The sequence below is a fragment of the Catellatospora bangladeshensis genome (assembly GCF_016862575.1).
GTDB lineage: Bacteria > Actinomycetota > Actinomycetes > Mycobacteriales > Micromonosporaceae > Catellatospora > Catellatospora bangladeshensis.
The window spans coordinates 190,781-211,619 of the sequence record NZ_BONF01000008.1 but is presented as its reverse complement, the minus strand read 5'-3'; the positions used below and the strand labels follow the sequence as shown (position 1 = coordinate 211,619).

The window sequence follows — 20,839 nt, the reverse complement described above, 5'->3', positions numbered from 1 at the left end:
CCGGATGGACCGCCGGGACGAGCCGTCAGCGTGCGGTGGCGTATGGTGACCGCCATGTGTGGGCGGTACGCGACGACTCGTACGGCGGCTGATCTGTCCCAGATCTTCGCCGCGGCGGACGAGACCGCCGAGTCGCTGGCCCCCGACTACAACCTGGCGCCCACCGACCCCGCCCCGATCGTGCGGGTCTCCGCGTCCGGCGGGGGCCGGGTGCTGAGCGTGGCGCGCTGGGGCCTGGTGCCGCCGTGGGCCGCCGACGCCCGCACCGGCCTCAGGATGATCAACGCGCGGTCGGAGACGCTGGCCACCTCGCGCGCCTTCGGCCCGTCGTTCGCGGGCAAGCGCTGCATCGTGCCGGCCGACGGCTGGTACGAGTGGCTGCGCACCGACAAGGGCCGCCAGGCGTACTACATGACCGACCCGGCCGAGGGCGCCGGGCTGGCCTTCGCGGGCCTGTGGGCCGCCTCGAAGCACGGTCTGACCTGCACCATCGTCACCACGGCCGCGCTCGGCGAGCTGGCCCGGGTGCACGACCGCATGCCGCTGCTGCTGGAGCCGGCGCGCTGGGCGGAGTGGCTGCACGCGCCCGCCGACCCGGCGCTGCTCGCGCCGCCCGCCGAGGCGTACCTGTCCACTCTGGAGATCCGTCCGGTGGGCGCCGCGGTCGGTAACGTATACAACGATGGCCCTGAATTGACCGCGCGCCTGGCCGACCCGGCTGCCCAGCCCGGCCTCTTCTGATTTTTGCGCTGGAACGTGGCAATTTGTGCCACCAGTTTGCGGGTAAACACTTGTCTGAACCTCGTAAGGTGCGGTAAGACACAGCGTCGGTGGTAAGCGGTTCGCCCGCGCGTCACCGTCTGTCTGAGCCGGATCCCCCCGCTGGCCGGGGGGACCGACCCACGGGGGAGGTGGGTGGATGACCCGGGCGCGGATTCCACGCCCGCATGAAGTCGCCGCTGCTCGCAGGGACCCGCGCTTGGTGCGGGCCGTGCGGGAGCGTCACGACAACGCCTGGCGCACCAGAGGTGCCTGCCAGGCCGTCGATCCGGAGACGTTCTTTCCGGCACCGCTGGAGCCCGCCGACGCGGCCGTCCAGCTGTGCGGGCGGTGTCCGGTGTCGGGGGCCTGTCTGGCCTGGGCGCTGAGCGTCGGCGACTGTCATGGCGTATGGGGCGGCACGACCGCCCGCGAGAGGCGGGCCATGCTGGTCGCCTGGCGCACCGAGGAGCAACAGGAGGAGCTGCCGTACGCGGCCTACGGGCCACAGGCGGACCTGGTGGTCTCGGCCGGGGAGCTGCGCGCGCCGCAGCGTCCGGCGGCCGGGGCGACCCGCCAGGTGCCGCGGATCCCGATGCAGCGCACCGGGCTGGCCCTGCGCGCGCTGGGCGACACGGAGCGCGACTCCGTGCTGCACGGCGTGCCGTTACTGGCCAGGGAGCCCGTCCACGCCGGATGATCGCCTGATGCGAGGCGGTCCCCGATCGGTGGAGACCGGGCGTGGCCCGGCCCGTATCGAAGTCACCCTTCCCGGCGACGGCGCCGGGGCAGCCGACGATCGAGCACAGCGGCGGTCCGGGGCGGGCGCACGGCGTCCCGCCCCGGCCGCGCTGCTCGTGCTCGGGCACGGCGCGGGCGGTGACGTCGACGCACCCGATCTGGTCGCCACCCGCGACGCCGCGCTCGCGGCCGGGGTCGCGGTCGCGCTGGTCACCCAGCCGTACCGGGTGGCCGGGCGGCGTGCGCCAGCTCCGGCGGGTCACCTCGACGAGGCATGGCGCGACGTGCTTGCCGTGCTCACCGCCGAGTTCGCGGGGCTGCCGCTGATCGTCGGCGGGCGCTCCAGCGGCGCGCGGGTGGCCTGCCGTACGGCCGGCGACGTCGGCGCGTCAGGCATCGTCGCGCTGGCCTTCCCGCTGCACCCGCCGGGCAAGCCGGACCGCAGCCGGGCCGGTGAGCTGCTCACCGGCCTGCCCACGCTGGTCGTCAACGGCGACCGCGATCCCTTCGGCGTGCCCGAGGCCACCGCCGGGGTGGAGGTCGTCGTGCTGCCCGGCCAGCGGCACGACCTGCGCGGCGGCCGGGAGGATGCGGGCCGGGCGGTCGTTACCTGGCTGGCCGCCCGAGGCTGGGCCCGCCCGGAGTGACGGTGGTCACCGTCCGGGGCGTCCCACGGAATGCGACGGCCGCCGGACGGCGTTGTTCCCCGCGGATGGGCCGATCGACCTCGGCCCTCGGCGAGAGGTGGTCTCATGGTGCGGACGCGTTACCTGACGCGGTCGGGCGAGGACCCTGCGGTGCAGGCGGTGGAGCGGCTGCTGGCGGCGCCCGAGTGGCCCGCGGCGCTGGACGGCGAAGCCGTGTCCGGCATTACCGCGGTGCCCGCCCCGCGGGTGCACCTGGCATCGGTAGAGTCAGCCTCAGTGCCGCGAACCGCGCAGAGGGAGTCGCGGACCGGCCGATCTTCGAGGGTGGTCTCGCGCTTGACCAGCACCGACAGCGTCGAAGAGCGTCGTTCCCGCTTCGAGCGGGACGCGATGCCCTTCCTCGACCAGCTCTACGCGGCCGCACTGCGGATGACGCGCAACCCGGCCGACGCCGAGGACCTGCTGCAGGAGACCTTCCTGAAGGCGTACGCCGCGTTCCACCAGTTCGAGGACGGCACGAACCTGAAGGCGTGGCTCTACCGCATCCTCACGAACACCTTCATCAACTCGTACCGCAAGAGGCAACGGCAGCCCATCCAGGCGCCGACGGACGAGATCACCGACTGGCAGCTGGCCGAGGCGGAGTCGCACACCTCCACCGGTCTGCGCTCGGCCGAGACCGAGGCGCTGGACCGGCTGCCCGACAGCGACGTCAAGGACGCGCTCCAGTCGCTGCCGGAGGAGTTCCGGCTGGCGGTCTACCTCGCCGACGTGGAAGGCTTCTCCTACAAGGAGATCGCGGACATCATGAACACGCCCATCGGCACCGTGATGTCCAGGCTGCACCGTGGCCGACGCAACCTGCGCAAGCTCCTGGAGGGCTATGCCGCGGAGCGCGGATTCTCGGGCCAGACCAGCGCTCGGGAGGCGTGATGAGCGAACACGAGGACAACGACTGCCGCGAGGTGCTCACCGAGGTCTACCTCTACCTGGACCTCGAGTGCTCCGACGACCGGCGGACGCTGATCAAGCAGCATCTCGACGAGTGCTCGCCGTGCCTGCGCGAGTACGGCATCGAGCAGGAGGTCAAGGCCCTGGTCAACCGCTGCTGCGGCCAGGAGCAGGCCCCGGCCGAGCTCAAGGACCGGCTCCGCGCGAAGCTCTCCGAGCTGGTGGTCGAGGTCGAGGCCACGCGGGAGCTGGGCTGATCGCCTTCGGGCTGATCGCGTCGGCTGCTCGCTTCGCGTGAAGATCGCCGTCTCGTGTCATGATCTGCGGCCACACCGCAGGATGTGACACGAGACGGCGATCTTCGTTTGTCACCGCCGCGCGCGGCTCAGCGGAGCCGGAAGACCTCGCCGCGCGGGGTGAAGGGCAGCCTGCCACGCTCGGGCATCAGGTATGCGTGCTCGCGGCGGACACGCAGCACGTCGCAGTCGCCGTCCGTGATGATCAGGATCGGGCCGTCGGCGGGGAAGTCCTCGGCCCGCTCCAGCAGGCGGATGCCGGGCTGCAGCTCGGTGCCGCCGCGGCCGCGCACCTTCACCCGGCCGGCGATCTCCTCGACCGGCAGGTAACCCGCGTCGTACGCGGCCGCGTCGCAGAACACCACGCGGGCCGCGGGCACGTCGCGGGCCAGCGCGTACGCGGCGATCGCGCCCAGCGCCCGGCCCATCAGCTCGTGGTTCATCGAGCCCGAGGTGTCCAGCACGACGCCGAACGTGCGCTGCTTCTCGACCAGCTCCGGCCGCACCCGGCCGGGCCGCGGGATGTCCGGGGTGGCCGCCTGGCGGCGCGAGGCGCGCGCGTACGACCGGGTCGGCTCCAGCGGCGTGAAGTAGCGGTCGAACCAGCGGGCCAGCTGCACGTCCCACGGCGGCGGCGGGTTGTCCAGCACCCGGATCTCGGCGACCAGGCCCGCCGGCAGGTAACCCCGGCCGTGCTGCTCGTGGTACGCCAGGCCGCCGGCCAGCGCGCGGCGGCAGAAGTCGTCGACGTCGCCCGCGCGCCGCGCCTCGTCCGCGCCGCCCACCGGCCGGTCCAGCATGTCGCCCAGGCCGCGCCCGCGCAGCGTGGCCAGCTTGCGGTAGCGGCGCAGGTTCGCGGTGATGAGGTCGTACACCTCCTCGCTGGAGTGGTCCTTGAGCGCCGGGTCGTAGAGCACGTCCTCGGGCAGCTCGCCGACGCCCATCTGCACCAGCCAGCCGTTGATCACGTAGTCGGTGGCGATGTTCCACAGGTACGGGTCGCGCGGGCCGACCCGCTGCCCGTGCCGCAGCGCGGCATGCAGCATCTCGTGCGCCAGCACGAAGCGGCAGTGCGGCTCCGGCATCCGCCGCAGCGGGTTCACGTAGATCTCGCCCGCCGCGGCGTCCACCGCCGCGATCGAGATCTGCCAGGCGCGGGCCAGCTCCGCGTCGGCGACGATGCGGAAGCCCGCGGCCAGCGCTCCGAGCAGCGGGTACGACGACACGAACCAGCGCCGCGCCTTCTCCCACGGGCTGTCCGGGTCGATCTCGCCGTCGGGGCGGCGGGCCTGGCCCGCGTCCTCGACCGCGGCGGTCGCGGCGGCGGCCAGCCCGATCGCGAACAGCTCCGGCCAGGTCAGCGTCGGCACGCTGGTCGCCTGGCGCAGGTGCCGGGGCGGGCGCGTCTCGTCGGGCTCGGCGACGTCCAGGTCGCCGAGCGCGCCGCCGCAGCCGAGCGCGGCGTACTCGGGCGGCACGCCGGTGTCGCGCCACAGGTCGGCCAGCCGGTCCTCGTCGGTGCCGGGCAGGTCGGCGGGCACCTGGAACGGCGGCGTGCCCAGCCGCAGCTGCTGCTGGAAGCGGGCCACCACCAGGCACGCCGCCGCCTGCGCGGCGTGGTCGGCGCGCCGGCCGGGCTCCAGGTGGCCGAAGCCGAGGTGCAGCGCGCAGTGGGTGAGCACCCAGATCCACTCGGCCGGCTCGGCGGGCGCGTTGCGGTTGACGGTGATCCGGCCGTCCCGGCGCACCCGCGCCCAGCCGCGGGCGCGGCCCAGCTCCGGGTGCTCGGCCCAGTCGGTGGACAGCCAGCGGTCGCCGTGCGGCGAGTCGCGCATCGCGCTGAAGATGCGCTCCCCGAACACCGCCTGCACCGCCGCGTCGAACGCCTCCTTGCGCGGGTCCTTACGCTTCTCCCCGCCGCGCCGGCTCACCGCCGCCCTCCCACATCCCGTGCCGATGCGCCTCGCGCCACCCTGATCGTCCGACTTGCCTGGCACATGGGCGTATCTTGAGCTCGCTTTCGCCCAGGTGCCAGGCAAATCGGACGATCAACGGCCACGCCCGCCTCGGTCCGCGTGGTGGCGGTCCGCGTGGTGGCGGGCTGTGTGGTGGCGGACCGTGGGGCGCGGGTTCGTGGCGGGTGGGTGGTCATGTGCGGGCCGCGACCAGGCGCGGCAGGTCGCGGGTGACCTCGACGAGGAACCAGGCGGGCAGCACCGGCTTGCCCTCGGCGTCGGCGGCGACCACGAGCTGCGCGCACTCCAGCGAGATCTCGGCCAGCTCGACCAGCAGGCCCTTGGCGCGCAGAGCGAACTCGCGCACGGCACGGCTCGCGTGCTCGCGGCTGTCCGGCAGGTCCTTGACCAGCCGGGCCCGGAACGTCTCGGCGAAGAAGTAGAGCAGGTCGCGGTCGGTCGCGGCGCGCGGCCACGAGGCGTCGCCGCGGATGATCGCGTCCAGGCCGTACCGATGCCGGACCGTCTTGACGTACGCGCAGAAACCCGACGCATGCGCCGGGGTGAGCGTTCCGTACGCCAGCAGCCGCAGCGTCTCCTCGACGATGTCCTCGCCGTAGGAGTGCAGCGCGTCGGACAGCATGTGCCAGGCGCGCGGGGTGGAGAACGGCTCCTCGGTCTTGGGCGGCTGCACCCACAGGTGGTCCGGGCGCTGGGTGAGGTAGTCCAGCACCCACGGGTGCACGCCCGCGCCGCCCGCCCAGCCCAGCCAGTCCACTGCCGACGCCCGCAGATGCAGGTGCAGCAGGCGGTTGACCAGCGCGGACGCCATCGGGCGGGCGAGCGCGTTGTCGGTGGCGCGGTTGCCCGCACCGATCACGATCGAACCGGCCGGCAGCTCGTACGCGCCGATGCGGCGGTCCAGGATGAGGGAGTAGAAGGCCTTCTGCACCTCGGGCGAGGACGCGTTCAGCTCGTCGAGGAACAGGCAGTAGGGCTCGCTGCGGGCGATCATCTCGGGCGGCGCGAAGCGGCTGCGGCCGTCGCGCAGCTCGGGCACGCCGATCAGGTCCTCGGCGGCGAGCTGGGTGCCCACGAGGGTGACGCAGGGCAGGCCGAGCGAGTCGGCGAACGCGCGGACCAGCGAGCTCTTGCCGATGCCCGGCGCGCCCCACACGAACACGGGCCGGACCACCGCGACGTGCAGCAGCAGGTCGGGCAGCTGGGCCGGGGTGAGGGTGAGCGCGGAGTGCACGCCGGGAAATGATCCGCCCCGAGGTGCACCCCGGCAACGGGATTAGCTGTTGGGTCGCTTGCCGTGGTTGGCCTTCGAGCCCTTGCGGGACTTCTTCTTGCGAGCACGCTTGCCCATGGACACACCCCTTCCGGTAACGGCGCTCAGTCAGGGACAAATCCTATGCGCCGGTTGAGCGTCACCGGACCGGCGCTCCGTGATTGGATACGGTCGTCTTGCACGCGAGTCAGGGGAAGGGGCCGGCTGATGGCCGAGGAGATCAAGGCCGAGATGGTGGCGAACGTGTGGAAGGTCGTGGCGGCGGCGGGGGACGAGGTCGCCGAGGGTGACACCCTGGTCATCCTGGAATCGATGAAGATGGAGATCCCCGTGATCGCCGAGTCGGACGGCGTGGTCTCCAAGATCGCCGTGAACGAGGGTGACGTCGTCCAGGAGGGCGACCTCATCGCCGTCATCGAGTAGTAGCGGCACCCCGCATGACCGAGATCCTCGTCCGGCCGGCGCTGCCGGCCGACTACGACGCGATCGGTGCGCTGTCCGTCGCCGCCTACCGGGGCGACGGGCAGACCGCGGACGGCCACCCGTACGAGGCGCACCTGTCCGACGCCGCCGCCCGCGCCCGCGCCGCCGAGGTGCTGGTCGCCGTGGACGAGACCACCGGGGCCGTGCTCGGCTCGGTGACGTTCGTGCTGCCCGGCAGCCCGCTGGCCGACCTGGCCCGCGAGGGTGAGGCCGAGTTCCGCATGCTCGCCGTGTCGCCGCAGGCCCAGGGCCGGGGCGCGGGCGAGGCGCTGGCCCGCGCGTGCCTGGAGCGCGCCGCCGCCCACGGCTGCCGCAGCGTCGTGATCTGCGTACGCGACTTCGCCGCCGACGCGCGCCGCCTCTACGCCCGGATGGGCTTCGAGCGGCTGCCCGAGCGCGACTGGTCGCCGCTGCCCGGGGTCACCCTGCTCGCCCTGCGCTACCCGCTGGCCTGAGCGCCACCGCGGCCGCTCAGTCGCGGATGAGGTCGAGGGCGACCTCCATCGCCGCCTCCCGCCGCTGCTCGTCGCTGATGTCCTCACCCTGCAGCAGCAGCCAGCTCGTGTTGAGCGCGAACACCGCCATACCCGCGCGCAGCCGTGCGGTCGGCGCCGAACCGGGCTCGGCGAGCAGGCCGATGATGTCGATGATGGCGTCGCGCATCTTCGCCCCGGCCGGCTGGTTCTTGAACGCCAGCTGGTTCTGGTGGAAGAAGCGCATCACCTTGAGGAACGGGCCGCTGTGCAGCTCGTCGGCGTAGCGGGCGAGCAGCTCGCGCCGGAACCCGGCCGAGTGCGGCTCCGGCTGGCTGCGGCCCCACTCGATCAGCATGTCCATCCGCGCGAGGCGGTCGGCGCTGAAGCTGTCGACGATCTCCTCTTTGCTCTTGAAGTGGTAGTAGAGGGCCGCCTTGGTGACGCCGAGCCGTTCGGCGATCTCCCGCAGCGACGTGCCCTCGTAGCCCTGCTCGGTGAAGAGGTCGAGGGCGACGGCCTGGATGCGGGCGCGCGTGTCGGGCCGGGCGTCGGCCCGGCCACCGGCGAGGTCGTCGTTCATCGCTGCTCCGTGTTCCCTGGATCACACTGTCAGCCGGGCGGGGTAACCAACTTGACGGCCGGCAAGTAGGGAACTTACCGTACGGCTAGTAAATATTCTAGCCGGGCGGCAAGTAAGGTCGCCGGTGAACGAGCGGAGCCCCCATGACTGAAGTCCTGGACCGGACGACGTCGTCCCCCGAAATCCCCAAACCGAACCTCCGCGTTGTGCTGCCCGGCCTGATGCTCGCCATCCTGCTGGCCATGCTCGACAACATGATCATCGGTACGGCCATGCCGCGCATCGTCGGCGAGCTGGGCGGACTCGACAAGCTGTCCTGGGTGGTCACGGCGTACGTGCTCGGCACCACGATCTCGACCCCCATCTGGGGCAAGCTGGGCGACCTCTACGGACGCAAGACCATCTTCCTGGTATCGATCATCATCTTCCTCGTCGGCTCGGCGCTGTCCGGCGCGGCCGGTGAGATCGACCCCGCCTCGGGCATGAACCAGCTGATCGCCTTCCGGGCGCTGCAGGGCCTCGGCGCGGGCGGTCTGATGGTCGGCGCGATGGCCATCATCGGCGACCTCGTCCCGCCCCGCGAGCGCGGCAAGTACCAGGGCATGATGGCCGCCATCATGGCCGTCGCGATGATCGCCGGCCCGCTCGTCGGCGGCCTGATCACCGACCACGCCGACTGGCGCTGGGCCTTCTACGTGAACCTGCCGATCGGCGGCATCGCCCTGTTCGTGCTGGCCACCACCCTGCACCTGCCGAAGTACCGCACCGAGCACCGCATCGACTGGATCGGCGCCGCCCTGCTCAGCCTCGGCGTCACCGCGCTCGTCCTCATCACCACCTGGGGCGGCAACAAGTACGCGTGGGACTCGCCGGAGATCCTTGGCATGGGCGTGGCCGGTGTGGTGCTGCTGGGCATCTTCCTGTGGACGCAGACCCGGGTCGCCGAGCCGATCCTGCCGCTGGGCATCTTCCGCAACCGCAACTTCAGCCTGGTCTCGGTCATCGGGTTCATGGTCGGTTTCGCGATGTTCGGCGCGATCTCGTTCCTGCCGCTCTACATCCAGACCGTGCAGGGCGCCTCGGCCACCAACAGCGGCCTGCTGCTGCTGCCGATGATGCTCGGCATGATGGTCACCTCGATCGTCGCGGGCCGGACCATCACCAAGACCGGCCGCTACCGGATCTTCCCGATCCTCGGCGGTGTCACCCTCGCCCTGGCGATGGTGCTGCTCACCCGCCTCGACGTGGACACCAGCATCACCGAGTCCTCGATCTACATGGTGGTGCTCGGCGTCGGCATGGGCTTCCTCATGCAGACCACGATGCTCATCGCGCAGAACAGCGTGGAGCAGAAGGACCTGGGCGTGTCCAGCTCGACCGCGACGTTCGTGCGGTCCATCGGCGGTTCGTTCGGTGTGTCGATCTTCGGTGCGGTGTTCGTCGACCGGCTCAAGGACGACCTCGGCAGCGTGATGCCCGCGGGTGCGCCTGGCGGCAACATGGAGTTCAACGTCGGCGGGCTGCAGCCGGACAAGCTCGACCTGCTGCCCGCGCCGATGAAGGAGGCGGTGCTGCACGGCATCGCGTACGCCACCTCGGGTCTGTTCTGGTGGGCGCTGGGCTTCGCGATTCTGGTTCCGATCGCGGCCTGGTTCATCAAGGAGGTCCCGCTGCGCGGCGGTGAGCCCACCGCCGAAGGCGCCGAGGCCCGGCCCCTGGTCGCCGTCGAGTAACCACCGCACCACCGTCGAGGCCCCGCCCCGCCGCCGTTCCCCGGCTGCGTCGTCGGGGCCTCGCCATGTCCGGCCCCGCCCTGCCCCGCGAAGATCGCCGTCTCGTGTCAGAAAGTGTGGCTGGAGCCCGGCTCGTGACACGAGCCCGCGATCAACACCCCCCTAAAACCCGCGCCGAAGGGAGTGGGGGGTGGAGATCGACCGCGATCAAGGCCGGCTGTGCTCGGTCCGGTCCGGGTGGCGGCGGTGAAGATCGCGAGTTGGTGTCGAAAAGTGGGGCTGGGCCGCAGGTTGTGACACGAAGTCGCGATCAAGCCCTCCGGGGACTGGGCTGGGGTGGAGCCGCGTTCGCGAAGATCGCCGTCTCGTGTCGGAAGCTGGGCTCCAGCCACACTTTCGGACACGAGACCGCGATCTCCACCCCCGCTCCGCTCGGCGCGGGTTTCAGGGAAGGGCGTTGAGTGCGGGCTCCCGTCACAGGCCGGACTCAGCCACAGGTTGTGACACAAGACGGCGGCGGCGGACCGGACTTCGGGCGCAGGTCAGGGTCGCCGCCGAAGGAGGCGGGAGAGCCACGGGCGGCGGGGACGCGGGACGGCGGCGGCCGGGCCGGGCAGGGCGTCGCCGGTGATGTGGCCGGCCAGGGCGCGGGCCTCGGCGGGCATGCCCGGGGTGACGTAGGCGAGCTGTGCCACGGCCACGTCCGCGGTGAACGGGTGGACCCGGCGCGCCTCCGGCACCGCGCGCAGCCGGGCCTCCAGCAGGGCGGCGACGTCGGCGCGGCAGGCAGGGTCCACCCAGCCCGCGGCGACCAGCGCGTACAGCGCCTCGACGGCACCGTCCCCGGCACCGAGGGCGACGTCCAGCAGCAACCGCCGCCGGGTGGAGCCGAACCAGGGTTCGCCCGCGCGATGGTGCAGCAGGCCGAGGCAGCACCAGAGCCGCAGGACGCGGCGCGCGGCGGGGACCCGGTCGGGGTCGACACCGGGCGGGACGGGCGGGTGGGACAGCGCCGCGATCAGATCTTCGGCGGGTACGCCGGCCAGCCGCACCGCCGCGTCGTACACCATCGGCGGGGGTGCCCAGCCGAGCGGGAGCATGGCGGCGATCGCGCGGGCGGCGGCGGGTTGCGGCGGGTCGGGCCGGGGTCCGGCGGGCGGGACCGGGTCGCCCTCCTCGGGTACGAAGCCGAGCCAGGGCAGCCGTTCGCAGCACTGCTGCAGGTCGTAGTGCTCGTGGCTGGCGTCGGTGGTGGCGCGCATGAAGTCGGCGAGGGCGACCAGGTGGCCGGGGTCGCCGTCGGCGAGGAAGCGCAGCCGGTGCGCGGTGTGCACGGCGCAGTCGTACGACGGGTCCTTGGCGGTGGCCTCCTCGATGAGGGCTAGGGCTTCGGCGGTGTGACCGAGCTCGGTGAGCCAGAGCGCGAGGTCGGAGGCGACGGACAGGTCGTCGGGGTCGTGCCGCTGGGCGGCTCGCATGGCTCGCACCGCTTCGTCGAGCCGCCCGTCGGCGCGCAGGGCGTTGCCCCACCACATCTCGGTGAGCTTGCCGGACTGCAGGCGTACCCCCCGCTCGGCCCAGGCCAGCGCGAGGGGCAGCTCGCGCAGCCGCCGCGCCACCCCGGAGGCCGCGCCGTGCAGCAGGGCCTCGCGGGGGTGGGCGAGCAGGGCCCGGCGGGCCAGGTCGAGGTATGGCCGGGTGGCCCGCGCGATGTGCGCGGGGGCGGGGTCGGGCAGTGCGCCCAGCACGGACAGCAGCACGCGGAGCAGGTGCTCCGGGGCGATCTCGGCGGCGTCGAGGGCCTGCACCCAGCTGACGTCGGCCCAGGGGCGGGCCGGGTCGTGCACGGTGGCCTGGGCGAGCAGCGTGAGCGCGTCGGCGTGGCGGCCGTGCCGGGCGAGCACGTGCGCGAAGGCGACCACGCGGCCCGCGGTGGCGCGCTCGCCGGGGTGGAACAGGCCCAGCCCGCCGTCGTCGGCGCGGGCGGCGATCTTCGCGAGCAGCTCGTGCGCCTCGGGCAGGCGCGGGTCGTGGCCGAGCGCGGCGGCGAGGTGGCGCACCGCGTGTTCGGCGTCGTGCTCGTCGAGGGCGAGGGTGGCGAGGGCGAGTTCGCCCAGCGCCTCCTGCTGTGGATCGTTGACGCCGTCGGACATGTGACCTCCCCTCGGTCGCACAGGGTAGAGGCGCGCGCGGGCATTGTGTGCCCCTGCTCATTTCTGCGCGCAGTGTTGCTCTGCCGGTCATTATCGTGCAAGACTGCGCACCGAACGCGCGGTATCGCGCAGCATCGCAGGGCGAAGTGGTAGGGAGAAGAGATGGGCCAGCGCGGCAGCGGGATGGCAGCGGACATCGCCGAGCAGCCGGAGGTGTACGCCGGGCTGCTGGAGCCGGCACACGCCGACGCCATCGCACAGGTCGCCAAGGTGATCGCCGAGCGGAGGCCGAAGCACGTGGTGTTCACCGCGCGCGGCACGTCCGACCACGCCGCCCTGTACGCGGCGTACCTCACAGAGATCCGGCTGGGACTGCCCGCCGGGCTCGCCTCGCCGAGCGCGATCACCGTCTTCGGCGCCCGCCCCGACCTGTCGCACGCGCTGGTGATCGGCGTCTCGCAGAGCGGCGGCTCGCCCGACCTGGCCGAGGTGCTGCGGGTGGCGCGCGGCTCCGGCGCGCTCACCCTCGCGGTGACCAACAACCCCGAGTCCGTGCTCGCGCAGACCGCCGAGTTGTCGGTGGACGTCGCGGCCGGGCACGAGCGGGCGGTCGCCGCCACCAAGACCTACACCGCCGAGCTGTTCGCGCTGCTGATGCTCATCGAGGGGGTACGCGCCGGCGACGGTGCGCTGCCCGCCGACGAGCGGGCCGCGCTGGAGCGGCTGCCCGAGCTGGCCCGGCAGACCCTGGCCGATCCGACCGCCGCCGAGCTGGCCGCGCGCTACCGGTTCGCGGCCCGGATGGTGACCACCGGCCGCGGCTACGCCTACCCGACGGCCCGCGAGGCGGCGCTGAAGCTGATGGAGACGTCGTACCTGCCGGCGCTGGCGTTCTCCGGTGCGGATCTGCTGCACGGCCCGCTGGCGATGACCGACCCGGACGTGCCGGTGCTGGCCATGGTCGGCGCCGGGCTGGGCGGCCAGGCCATGCGCGAGGTGCTCACCCGCCTCGACGAGCGCCGCGCGGACGTCGTCGTGGTCGGCCCCGAGTCCGTCCCGGGCGCCTCGGCCCGCCTCGACGTGCCCGCCGTCGACGAGCGCTACGCCCCCCTCCTGGAGATCCTCCCCCTCCAGCAGCTCGCCCTCTCCCTGGCCCTGGCCCGCGGCGAAGACCCCGACGCCCCCCGCGGCCTCAAGAAGGTCACCGCCACCCTCTGACCCCCCGCAAGATCGATCGACTTGCCAGGCACACGGGCGTATCGCGCGCCAAGATACGCACACCTGCCTGGCAAGTCGGTTGATCTCCGGGCGGGTGTGCGGGCGGTGACCGCGCGGGCACCCGGGCGTGAGACGCTGATCGCGTGTCAACGCTGCGTGAACTGGTCGAGGAGCACACCTCGCTCGGCCCGGCCGACATCGACCACCTGCACCGGCTCGCCGGCGACTGGCAGCTGATCTCCGACCTCTCCTTCGCCGACCTGCTGCTGTGGGTGCCGGTGGAGAGCGAGCCGGGTGGCGGCACACCGTCGTTCCTCTGCGTGGCGCAGGTGCGGCCGACCACCGCGCCCACCGCGTATCAGGACGACCAGGTGGGGCGTACCTCCAGCGGGGCCGAGGTGGCCCACCTGGGGGTGGCGCGCGAGCAGGGCCGCATCTGGCGGGAGGGCGACCCGGTCTGGTACGGCGACACCCCGGCGCGGCACGAGGCCATCCCGGTGCGGCGGCGCGCCGACGACGGCGAGGCGGGCGCGGTGATCGCGGTGGTGGGCCGGGACACCAACCTGTCCACCGCGCGCACGCCCAGCCAGCTGGAGCTGAACTACCTGACCACGGCCGACGACCTGGCGCAGATGATCGCCGACGGCACGTTCCCGGCGGTGCGTCACCCGGGGGAGACCACCTCCGCGCCGCGCGTCGGGGACGGCCTGATCCGGCTGGACGGCAGCGGCAAGGTCACCTACGCCTCGCCCAACGCGCAGTCCGCGATCCGCCGCCTCGGCTTCTCCGCGCACCTGGTCGGCGAGGACCTGGCCGCGCTGTTCAACCGGCTCGCCGAGGACCCGCTGGAGGGCTCCGAGGCCAGCAACCGCATCCTGTCCGCGCTGCGCGGCGACGCTCCGGCCCGCAAGGAGATCGAGGCGCGTACGGCGACCGTGCTCAGCCGGGCGCTGCCGCTGATGCCGGCGGGCGTGCCGATCGGCGCGCTGGTGCTGGTCCGCGACATCACCGAGGTCAAGCGCCGGGACCGCGCGCTGATCACGAAGGACGCGACCATCCGGGAGATCCACCACCGGGTGAAGAACAACCTGCAGACGGTCGCGGCGCTGCTGCGCCTGCAGGCGCGCCGGGTCACCCTGCCCGAGGCGCGGGCCGCGCTGGAGGAGTCGGTGCGGCGGGTCGCCTCGATCGCGCTGGTGCACGAGACGCTGGCGATGTCCGCCGACGAGGCGGTCGAGTTCGACGGCATCGTGGACCGGGTGGCCAACGCGGCCGCCGAGGTGGCCGCGCCCGAGTCGCCGGTGCGCACCCGGCGCGAGGGCAGCTTCGGCGTGCTGCCCGCCGAGATCGCCACCCCGCTGGTCATGGTGCTCAACGAGCTGCTGCTCAACGCGGTCGAGCACGGGTTCGACTCGATGGGCGGCGAGGTCGTGGACGGCGCCGAGGTGGTGGTGCACGTGGAGCGGGCCAAGCGGGAGCTGCACGTGACGGTCGCCGACAACGGGCGCGGGCTGCCCGAGGACTTCGACCCGACCACGAACAAGCGGCTGGGCCTGCAGATCATCCGTACGCTGACCACGGGCGAGCTGCGGGGCAGCATCGAGCTGCGCAACCGGGCCGAGGGCGGCACCGAGGCGCTGCTGTTCGTGCCGCTCGCCAAACGCGAGCGTTAGTCCCTGTTTTAACAAAGAGCGATCTGCGTCACGTCCGCGTCAGAATGTGGGACGTGACGCGATCGGTGATTGGCACGGGTCTGCCCGCCGTGAGAAAGTGACTGCATGACCGCCGCTGTGAACCGCCGCCTGATGGGGCTCGGGCTGACCGCCCGCCGCCACATCGATTTCGGCCGCGTGCGCAGCGCCATCTGTCCGGCTGGCTGACCGCGCCCGTCCGTTTTTTTGAACCCGGGCGCGCATACGCGCCGGAGCATTCATCTGCTTGAATCCGCGCTCGACCGCGGTGCTGGCGCATAGGCGCGTCCTCGCTCCACTGACTACAGGAGGACGCTGCGATGGCAGCATCGGCAGCACCGTCATCATCGGCAGGCACCCCCGGCCGGGCCGCGCGCAAGCCCCGCGGCGAGGGTCAGTGGGCGCTCGGGCACCGCGAGCCGCTGAACCCGAACGAGCGCACCAAGAAGGACGACAACGGGCTCAACGTCCGCGCCCGGGTCGAGAACATCTACGCCCACCGGGGCTTCGCCTCCATCGACCCGGCCGATCTGCGCGGCCGGCTGCGCTGGTGGGGCCTCTACACGCAGCGCAAGCCCGGGATCGACGGCGGCCGCACCGCGGTGCTGGAGCCGCACGAGCTCGACGACGAGTACTTCATGCTCCGCATCCGCGTCGACGGCGGCCAGCTCGACCTGGCCCAGCTGCGCGCGATCGCGGACGTGTCGACGAAGTACGGCCGCGACACCGCCGACATCACCGACCGGCAGAACATCCAGCTGCACTGGGTGCGCATCGAGGACGTGCCGGCGATCTGGCGCGAGGTCGAGGCGGTGGGCCTGTCCACCACCGAGGCCTGCGGCGATACCCCGCGCGTGGTGCTCGGCAGCCCGGTCGCCGGGATCAGCGAGGACGAGGTGCTGGACGGCACCCCGGCGATCACCGAGATCGTCGAGAAGTACATCGGCGACCCGTCGCTGTCCAACCTGCCCCGCAAGTTCAAGTCCGTGATCTCGTGGCTGCCCGACGTGCCGTACGAGGCCAACGACATCTCGTTCATCGGGGTCGAGCACCCGGAGCACGGGCCCGGCTTCGACCTGTGGGTCGGCGGCGGCCTGTCCACCAACCCGATGCTGGCCCAGCGCCTGGGCGTCTGGGTGCCGCTGGCCGAGGTGGCCGAGGTGTGGCTGGGCGTGTGCCGGCTGTTCCGTGACTACGGCTACCGCCGCCTGCGCAACCGGGCGCGCATCAAGTTCCTGGTCGCCGACTGGGGCGTGGCGAAGTTCCGGCAGATCCTGGAGGACGAGTTCGTCGGCCGCAAGCTGGTCGACGGCCCCGCGCCGAAGCTGCCCGAGCACCCGATCGACCACATCGGCGTGCACCGCCAGCGCGACGGGAGGTTCTACGTCGGCGCGGCGGCCGTCGCGGGCCGGGTCAGCGGCACGGTGCTGGCGCAGGTCGCCGACATCGCCGAGGCGCACGGGTCGGGCCGGGTGCGGCTCACGCCGTACCAGAAGCTGCTGGTGCTCGACGTGGCCGAGGAGCAGGTCGAGTCGCTGATCGCCGCGCTGGACGCGATCGGGCTGCAGGCCCGGCCGTCCACCTGGCGGCGCGACACGATGGCCTGCACCGGCATCGAGTACTGCAAGCTGGCCATCGTCGAGACCAAGGCCACCGCGGAACGGACCGTGGCGCACCTGGAGCGCACCATCGGCCGGATCGACGGCTCCATCTCGATCAACGTGAACGGCTGCCCGAACGCCTGCGCCCGCACCCAGGTCGCCGACATCGGCCTCAAGGGCCAGCTGGTGCCCGGCCCGAACGGCGAGCTGGTCGAGGGCTTCCAGGTGCACCTGGGCGGCGGGCTGAGCATGGCCCAGGGCCAGAACCCGAACTTCGGGCGCAAGCTGCGCGGCCTCAAGACCACGGTCGAGGAGCTGCCGGAGTACGCCGAGCGCCTGACCCGCCGCTACCTCGAAGGCCGCAAGGACGCCATGGAGCCCTTCGCCGAGTGGGTGCTGCGCGTGGACGAGGAAGAACTCCGATGAGCGAGCGCAGCGAGCGAATCATGAACGCTGCTCGGCTCATGGCGACGCCGGAGGCGGCGGCATGAGCGACGGCAATCAACGGGCGGTGCCGTACTACTGCCCGTTCTGTGGCGAGGAGGCGTACCTGCGCCCGCACGCGGGTCCGGAGAACGAGGCAGGGGAGCCGGCCGCCGGCACCCACGGGCAGTGGGAGTGCCGAGCGTGCCGACGGGTTTTCGCGCTGAAGATGATCGGACTGCTGGGGAGGGTGACGCAATGACCGTGGACGTGCGGCGTTCCACCGCGGAACTGATGGATCTGGCGAGCCGGGCCGGGGCCGAGCTGGAGGGCGCGCCCGCCGAGGAGATCGTCGGCTGGGCGGCGGCCACGTTCGGGTCGCGCTTCTGCGTCACCAGCTCGATGGCCGACGCCGTGCTGGCGCACGTGGCGGCCCGGGTGGTGCCCGGCATCGAGGTGGTCTTCCTCGACACCGGCCTGCACTTCCCGGAGACGCTGCGGGTGCGAGACCGGGTCACCCGCACCATCCCGGTGACCGTGCGGACCGTGCGCCCCGAGCTGACCGTCGCCGAGCAGGACGAGCGCTACGGACCCCGGCTCTACGCCCGCGACCCCGACTCCTGCTGCTACCTGCGCAAGGTGAAGCCGCTGGAGGAGGCGCTCGCCGGATACGAGGCGTGGGCCGCGGGCCTGCGCCGCGACGAGGCGCCGACCCGCGCCAACACCCCCGTGGTGCACTTCGAGCAGAACCGCGGCAAGGTCAAGGTCAACCCGCTGGCGACCTGGACCCAGGCCGATGTGGACGCGTACATCGCCCGCCACGACATCCCGGTCAACCAGCTGCTGAACCAGGGCTACGGCTCCGTCGGCTGCTGGCCGTGCACCCGGCGCACCCAGCCGGGCGAGGACCCGCGCTCGGGGCGCTGGGCGATGTTCGACAAGACCGAGTGCGGTCTGCATGCCGCGTGACGCGCGGACGATGCCGCGGGACGGGCTGACGACCGGCCCCACGGGTGCGCTCGCGCCCGTGGTGCTGGTCGCGCACGGCTCGCGCGATCCGCGGGCGCAGGCGGAAACGCGAGCGCTGGCCCGCGCGGTCGCCTGCGCCCGGCCGGGCCTGGACGTCCGGGTGGCGTTCCTGGAGCTGGCCGAGCCGCGCCCGGCCGACGTGCTGGCCGCGCTACGGGCCGCAGGGGCACCCGCGCCGGTGGTGGTGCCGCTGCTGCTGACCCGCGCGTACCACGGGCGGGTGGACCTGCCCGCCCAGGTCGCCGGGTTCGACTGCGCGATCGCGGACACCCTCGGCGCGGTCTCCGAGCCGCTGCTGGCGGGGCTGGTGCGCCGCCTGCACGAGGCGGTGCCCGCAGCCTCCGTCGCCGGGCGCGCCGGTGCCGGCTACGACGCGGTCGTGCTGGCTGCGGCGGGCACCAGCGTGGCGTCCGGGCGGGCCATGGTCGACGAGGTCGCGGCCGAGCTGGGACGGCGGCTGGGCGTGCCCTGCCAGGCGGCGTATGCCAGCGCGGCGGCGCCCACCGGCGGGCAGGCTGTGACGGCGCTGCGGGAGGCCGGGGCGCAGCGGGTGGCGGTGGCGTCGTACTTCCTCGCGCCCGGCCGGCTGTACGAGGCGATCGTCGCCGATGCCCGGGACACGGGCGCGATCGGCGCGGCGGCACCTCTGGGAGCGTCGAGAGAGCTCGTTCGGCTCGTTCTGCACCGCGTGGATGCGGCCGCTCCGCAACGCGCTCTCGTGGCCGCCTGAGCGGGTTTCCGCACGGTTTCACGCACCGTATTTCCCTGGTCACGGGCCGAGATTCGTGATCTTGTCTGTCTCCGGGCGGCGTCCGCCGGGCACCTTCCGCGCCGCCGTCGGGCGCCCCGGCCCACACCGCGCCCTCGCGACGGCTGCCCTCCGGCGAAGATCGCGGCTTCGTGTCCAAACCTGCGGTCCAGCCGCACCTTTCGACACGAACCCGCGATCTTGCTGGCCACACGTTTCGACACGAACCAGCGATCAAGTCCCGCCCTGCCCACCGGGGAGGCCGCGCCGGCCTGGGACGGCGGGCTCGGCGCGACCGGCGGAGCCCGGACAACGTAAAAGCCCCGGAGCTACGGCGCTCGGGGCTTTCTACGTTTTGTGCGGCGAGGCGTTGTGGTGCAGGTGTCGCTGGGTGCTCAGAGGGAGTGCGCGCGGACCCGGAGGCCGCCACGGCGCTTGACGGCGCGCCGCTCCTCTTCGCTCATCCCACCCCAGACTCCCGCGTCCTGACCGGTCTCCAGCGCCCACTTGAGGCACTCGTTGGAGACGGGGCACCGCCCGCACACCTTCTTCGCCTGCTCGACCTGAAGCAATGCGGGGCCGGACGTCCCGATCGGGAAGAACAGCTCCGGGTCTTCGTCGCGGCAGACTGAATGGTGGCGCCAGTCCATGGCGGAAACACTCCTTGTGATGGCAGTGGAGATTGCTAACGATGCGTTTGGTACGTTCGGGCTTCTCTGTATGCGAACGCGCGTGAAGCGATTTGGATGCGATCCAGTTGTTACGGACCGCTACCGAAATCAGCAGCGCGTGTCGGCGCAACAGGTTCAGCGCTCGGTACGCTTGTGAATGCTTTCACGAACTCCCGCGATGTCAAGGGGGGTGCCCGAAATTAGGACGGACGGGTGAGCAAGCTCACGACCGTTTTGTCCGGATCACCGGGCGTGACCCCGGACCCCGACATGCGACAGTCAGTGATCAATGTAGTACGAGCCGTAATGCGTCGCCAGGATTTCCAGCGTGTGTCACGTGTGCCCATTGACACAGATCGCCATTTCGCTGCCTTTCGACAGCGACTCTTAGCAGATTACGCGCAGTGCCCCGGGCACCGAGGTGAATTTCACCTTTTCGCGTTCACCTAGATAGTCGCCGTCTAGTTGGAACGCCTGGGGGGTGGCGCAACGGACGACGAACTCCGCCAGATCGTGGCGCACCATGATCTTTTTTCCGGACATCTCTCCCCGTTCGTCCGGATCGTCTGGCTGATGGGTCAGCATCTGGGTGACCGTGTGGAGGGTGGAGGGCAGGTGGAGGGCCCTCAATGCCAGCACGTCGAGCCCGGCGTCGAAGGACGCGCGGGGGCTCGCGTGCACCTCCCGCTCCCCGAGGTACGTCCACGGGGCGGTGTTCTGCACGATCACGTTGGCCAGACCGCCCTCGATCTCCGCGCCGGGCTCCTCCACGGTGATGCCGGGCTCGCGGCGGCCCTCGACGAAGTACTGCCCCAGGGTGGAGCGCAGGTAGAGGCCCGGGGTCGAGCGGCGGCCCTTGCGCCGCGCCTGCTCGACCCGGCGCACCACCGCGGCGTCCAGGCCCAGGCCCGCGCAGAAGGTGAAGTAGCGGTCGTCGGCCAGGCCCAGGCTGACGGTCCGGGTGCTGCCCCGGCGCAACGCGCGCAGGATGACCGAGGTGGCGTCCACCGTGTAGCGGGGCAGGCCCAGCGCGCGCACGAACACGTTGGTGGAGCCGCCCGGCACCACGGCCAGCGCGGGACCCTGCGCGCCGCGCCCGGCCGCCATCAGGCCGTTGACGACCTCGTTCACGGTGCCGTCGCCGCCCAGCGCGACGACCACGTCGACCCCGTCCGCGGCGGCGTCCCGGGCCAGGTCGAAGCCGTGCCCGCGGCGCCGGGTGAAGCCGATGGCCAGCTCCATCTCGCTGCGCAGCGCACCGGCCAGCACGTCGCGGGTGCGGGCGGACGTGGTGGTCGCCTTGGGGTTGACGACGAGCAGACCTCGCATGACGGGAATGTACCCGGCGCGGTGACCTCCTGTTACGCGGGCCGCACGCTGGGAGACGGCG

At 72.4% G+C, this 20,839-nt stretch carries 20 protein-coding genes and 1 pseudogene; 14 read left to right on the top strand and 7 right to left on the bottom strand.

The window, feature by feature from the left end:
• Nucleotides 1-54: 54 nt before the first annotated feature.
• The 5 genes and pseudogenes from Cba03nite_RS06075 to rsrA all read left to right on the top strand — a co-directional run bounded on the left by Cba03nite_RS06075 (nucleotide 55) and on the right by rsrA (nucleotide 3,355).
• Nucleotides 55-741 (top strand): SOS response-associated peptidase, encoded by a 687-nt coding sequence (locus Cba03nite_RS06075; RefSeq protein ID WP_203742875.1) that lies wholly within the window; start codon nucleotides 55-57, stop codon nucleotides 739-741.
• A 178-nt stretch (nucleotides 742-919) separates the two neighbouring features.
• Nucleotides 920-1,267 (top strand): annotated as a pseudogene (locus Cba03nite_RS06070) (WhiB family transcriptional regulator); the annotation flags it as partial.
• Nucleotides 1,268-1,466: 199 nt separating this feature from the next.
• A complete protein-coding gene (locus Cba03nite_RS06065) occupies nucleotides 1,467-2,147 on the top strand; it encodes an alpha/beta hydrolase family protein (RefSeq protein WP_203742873.1) in 681 nt (226 codons plus the stop codon).
• A gap of 105 nt (nucleotides 2,148-2,252) precedes the next feature.
• Nucleotides 2,253-3,080 carry a sigma-70 family RNA polymerase sigma factor gene (locus Cba03nite_RS06060; protein WP_239125497.1) on the top strand — a complete coding sequence of 276 codons (828 nt, stop codon included), beginning with the start codon at nucleotides 2,253-2,255 and terminating at the stop codon, nucleotides 3,078-3,080.
• Entirely contained in the window at nucleotides 3,080-3,355 is a 276-nt protein-coding gene (gene rsrA / locus Cba03nite_RS06055; protein WP_203742869.1) for a mycothiol system anti-sigma-R factor, read from the top strand. Before Cba03nite_RS06060 ends, rsrA begins: the two co-directional genes overlap by 1 nt.
• Before the next feature lie 128 nt (nucleotides 3,356-3,483).
• On the opposite strand, the gene Cba03nite_RS06050 is transcribed toward rsrA, so the two are convergent.
• From Cba03nite_RS06050 to Cba03nite_RS40595, 3 genes are all read right to left on the bottom strand, one after another.
• A complete protein-coding gene (locus tag Cba03nite_RS06050; protein ID WP_239125496.1) occupies nucleotides 3,484-5,325 on the bottom strand; it encodes a vWA domain-containing protein in 1,842 nt (613 codons plus the stop codon).
• Between the two features lie 217 nt (nucleotides 5,326-5,542).
• Nucleotides 5,543-6,604: an ATP-binding protein gene (locus Cba03nite_RS06045; protein ID WP_203742867.1), complete on the bottom strand. Its 1,062-nt coding sequence runs from the start codon at nucleotides 6,602-6,604 to the stop codon at nucleotides 5,543-5,545.
• Between the two features lie 42 nt (nucleotides 6,605-6,646).
• A complete protein-coding gene (locus Cba03nite_RS40595) occupies nucleotides 6,647-6,721 on the bottom strand; it encodes a 50S ribosomal protein bL37 (RefSeq protein ID WP_371821566.1) in 75 nt (24 codons plus the stop codon).
• A 129-nt stretch (nucleotides 6,722-6,850) separates the two neighbouring features.
• Between Cba03nite_RS40595 and Cba03nite_RS06040 the strand changes: the two genes are divergently transcribed.
• Nucleotides 6,851-7,066: a biotin/lipoyl-binding carrier protein gene (locus Cba03nite_RS06040; RefSeq protein ID WP_203742865.1), complete on the top strand. Its 216-nt coding sequence runs from the start codon at nucleotides 6,851-6,853 to the stop codon at nucleotides 7,064-7,066.
• Nucleotides 7,067-7,080: 14 nt separating this feature from the next.
• The gene (locus Cba03nite_RS06035; protein ID WP_203742863.1) at nucleotides 7,081-7,581 is read left to right on the top strand and encodes a GNAT family N-acetyltransferase; all 501 of its coding nucleotides are present in this window, start codon (nucleotides 7,081-7,083) and stop codon (nucleotides 7,579-7,581) included.
• Between the two features lie 16 nt (nucleotides 7,582-7,597).
• Here the strand turns inward: Cba03nite_RS06035 and Cba03nite_RS06030 are convergent, their stop codons facing one another.
• Entirely contained in the window at nucleotides 7,598-8,182 is a 585-nt protein-coding gene (locus tag Cba03nite_RS06030; protein ID WP_203742861.1) for a TetR/AcrR family transcriptional regulator, read from the bottom strand.
• Between the two features lie 143 nt (nucleotides 8,183-8,325).
• Here Cba03nite_RS06030 and Cba03nite_RS06025 point away from each other — a divergent pair, with 143 nt between their 5' ends.
• Nucleotides 8,326-9,915: an MDR family MFS transporter gene (locus Cba03nite_RS06025; RefSeq protein ID WP_239125495.1), complete on the top strand. Its 1,590-nt coding sequence runs from the start codon at nucleotides 8,326-8,328 to the stop codon at nucleotides 9,913-9,915.
• A gap of 542 nt (nucleotides 9,916-10,457) precedes the next feature.
• Here the strand turns inward: Cba03nite_RS06025 and Cba03nite_RS06020 are convergent.
• Nucleotides 10,458-12,068, bottom strand: a complete 1,611-nt coding sequence (locus tag Cba03nite_RS06020; RefSeq protein ID WP_203742859.1) for a tetratricopeptide repeat protein — start codon at nucleotides 12,066-12,068, stop codon at nucleotides 10,458-10,460.
• Nucleotides 12,069-12,251: 183 nt separating this feature from the next.
• On the opposite strand from Cba03nite_RS06020, the gene Cba03nite_RS06015 reads away from it, so the two are divergent.
• The 6 genes from Cba03nite_RS06015 to Cba03nite_RS05990 all read left to right on the top strand — a co-directional run bounded on the left by Cba03nite_RS06015 (nucleotide 12,252) and on the right by Cba03nite_RS05990 (nucleotide 18,760).
• Nucleotides 12,252-13,286, top strand: coding sequence for an SIS domain-containing protein (locus Cba03nite_RS06015; RefSeq protein WP_203743287.1), 1,035 nt, complete (start codon nucleotides 12,252-12,254; stop codon nucleotides 13,284-13,286).
• A 143-nt stretch (nucleotides 13,287-13,429) separates the two neighbouring features.
• Nucleotides 13,430-14,959 carry a sensor histidine kinase gene (locus Cba03nite_RS06010; RefSeq protein ID WP_203742857.1) on the top strand — a complete coding sequence of 510 codons (1,530 nt, stop codon included), beginning with the start codon at nucleotides 13,430-13,432 and terminating at the stop codon, nucleotides 14,957-14,959.
• A gap of 338 nt (nucleotides 14,960-15,297) precedes the next feature.
• Nucleotides 15,298-17,004 carry a nitrite/sulfite reductase gene (locus Cba03nite_RS06005; protein WP_203742855.1) on the top strand — a complete coding sequence of 569 codons (1,707 nt, stop codon included), beginning with the start codon at nucleotides 15,298-15,300 and terminating at the stop codon, nucleotides 17,002-17,004.
• 61 nt (nucleotides 17,005-17,065) lie between these two features.
• Nucleotides 17,066-17,263 (top strand): eL43 family ribosomal protein, encoded by a 198-nt coding sequence (locus Cba03nite_RS06000; RefSeq protein ID WP_203742853.1) that lies wholly within the window; start codon nucleotides 17,066-17,068, stop codon nucleotides 17,261-17,263.
• On the top strand, nucleotides 17,260-17,970 hold the full coding sequence (locus tag Cba03nite_RS05995) for a phosphoadenylyl-sulfate reductase (protein ID WP_203742851.1): 711 nt from the start codon (nucleotides 17,260-17,262) through the stop codon (nucleotides 17,968-17,970). Before Cba03nite_RS06000 ends, Cba03nite_RS05995 begins: the two co-directional genes overlap by 4 nt.
• Nucleotides 17,971-17,980: 10 nt before the next feature.
• Nucleotides 17,981-18,760 carry a sirohydrochlorin chelatase gene (locus tag Cba03nite_RS05990; RefSeq protein ID WP_203743285.1) on the top strand — a complete coding sequence of 260 codons (780 nt, stop codon included), beginning with the start codon at nucleotides 17,981-17,983 and terminating at the stop codon, nucleotides 18,758-18,760.
• Nucleotides 18,761-19,173: 413 nt separating this feature from the next.
• Here the strand turns inward: Cba03nite_RS05990 and Cba03nite_RS05985 are convergent, their stop codons facing one another.
• Complete coding sequence (locus Cba03nite_RS05985; RefSeq protein ID WP_203742849.1) at nucleotides 19,174-19,428, bottom strand: WhiB family transcriptional regulator; 255 nt, start codon at nucleotides 19,426-19,428, stop codon at nucleotides 19,174-19,176.
• Between the two features lie 408 nt (nucleotides 19,429-19,836).
• Nucleotides 19,837-20,778: a diacylglycerol/lipid kinase family protein gene (locus Cba03nite_RS05980; RefSeq protein ID WP_203742843.1), complete on the bottom strand. Its 942-nt coding sequence runs from the start codon at nucleotides 20,776-20,778 to the stop codon at nucleotides 19,837-19,839.
• Nucleotides 20,779-20,839 lie beyond the last annotated feature (61 nt).

Excerpts from the sequence above, each read along its gene's own strand:
- Cba03nite_RS06075 (WP_203742875.1), top strand. The coding sequence starts at position 55 with ATGTGTGGGCGGTACGCGACGACTCGTACGGCGGCTGATCTGTCCCAG.
- Cba03nite_RS06065 (WP_203742873.1), top strand. The coding sequence starts at position 1,467 with ATGCGAGGCGGTCCCCGATCGGTGGAGACCGGGCGTGGCCCGGCCCGT.
- Cba03nite_RS06060 (WP_239125497.1), top strand. The coding sequence starts at position 2,253 with ATGGTGCGGACGCGTTACCTGACGCGGTCGGGCGAGGACCCTGCGGTG.
- rsrA (WP_203742869.1), top strand. The coding sequence starts at position 3,080 with ATGAGCGAACACGAGGACAACGACTGCCGCGAGGTGCTCACCGAGGTC.
- Cba03nite_RS06040 (WP_203742865.1), top strand. The coding sequence starts at position 6,851 with ATGGCCGAGGAGATCAAGGCCGAGATGGTGGCGAACGTGTGGAAGGTC.
- Cba03nite_RS06035 (WP_203742863.1), top strand. The coding sequence starts at position 7,081 with ATGACCGAGATCCTCGTCCGGCCGGCGCTGCCGGCCGACTACGACGCG.
- Cba03nite_RS06030 (WP_203742861.1), bottom strand. The coding sequence starts at position 8,182 with ATGAACGACGACCTCGCCGGTGGCCGGGCCGACGCCCGGCCCGACACG.
- Cba03nite_RS06025 (WP_239125495.1), top strand. The coding sequence starts at position 8,326 with ATGACTGAAGTCCTGGACCGGACGACGTCGTCCCCCGAAATCCCCAAA.
- Cba03nite_RS06020 (WP_203742859.1), bottom strand. The coding sequence starts at position 12,068 with ATGTCCGACGGCGTCAACGATCCACAGCAGGAGGCGCTGGGCGAACTC.
- Cba03nite_RS06015 (WP_203743287.1), top strand. The coding sequence starts at position 12,252 with ATGGCAGCGGACATCGCCGAGCAGCCGGAGGTGTACGCCGGGCTGCTG.
- Cba03nite_RS06005 (WP_203742855.1), top strand. The coding sequence starts at position 15,298 with ATGGCAGCATCGGCAGCACCGTCATCATCGGCAGGCACCCCCGGCCGG.
- Cba03nite_RS06000 (WP_203742853.1), top strand. The coding sequence starts at position 17,066 with ATGAGCGACGGCAATCAACGGGCGGTGCCGTACTACTGCCCGTTCTGT.
- Cba03nite_RS05995 (WP_203742851.1), top strand. The coding sequence starts at position 17,260 with ATGACCGTGGACGTGCGGCGTTCCACCGCGGAACTGATGGATCTGGCG.
- Cba03nite_RS05990 (WP_203743285.1), top strand. The coding sequence starts at position 17,981 with ATGCCGCGGGACGGGCTGACGACCGGCCCCACGGGTGCGCTCGCGCCC.
- Cba03nite_RS05985 (WP_203742849.1), bottom strand. The coding sequence starts at position 19,428 with ATGGACTGGCGCCACCATTCAGTCTGCCGCGACGAAGACCCGGAGCTG.
- Cba03nite_RS05980 (WP_203742843.1), bottom strand. The coding sequence starts at position 20,778 with ATGCGAGGTCTGCTCGTCGTCAACCCCAAGGCGACCACCACGTCCGCC.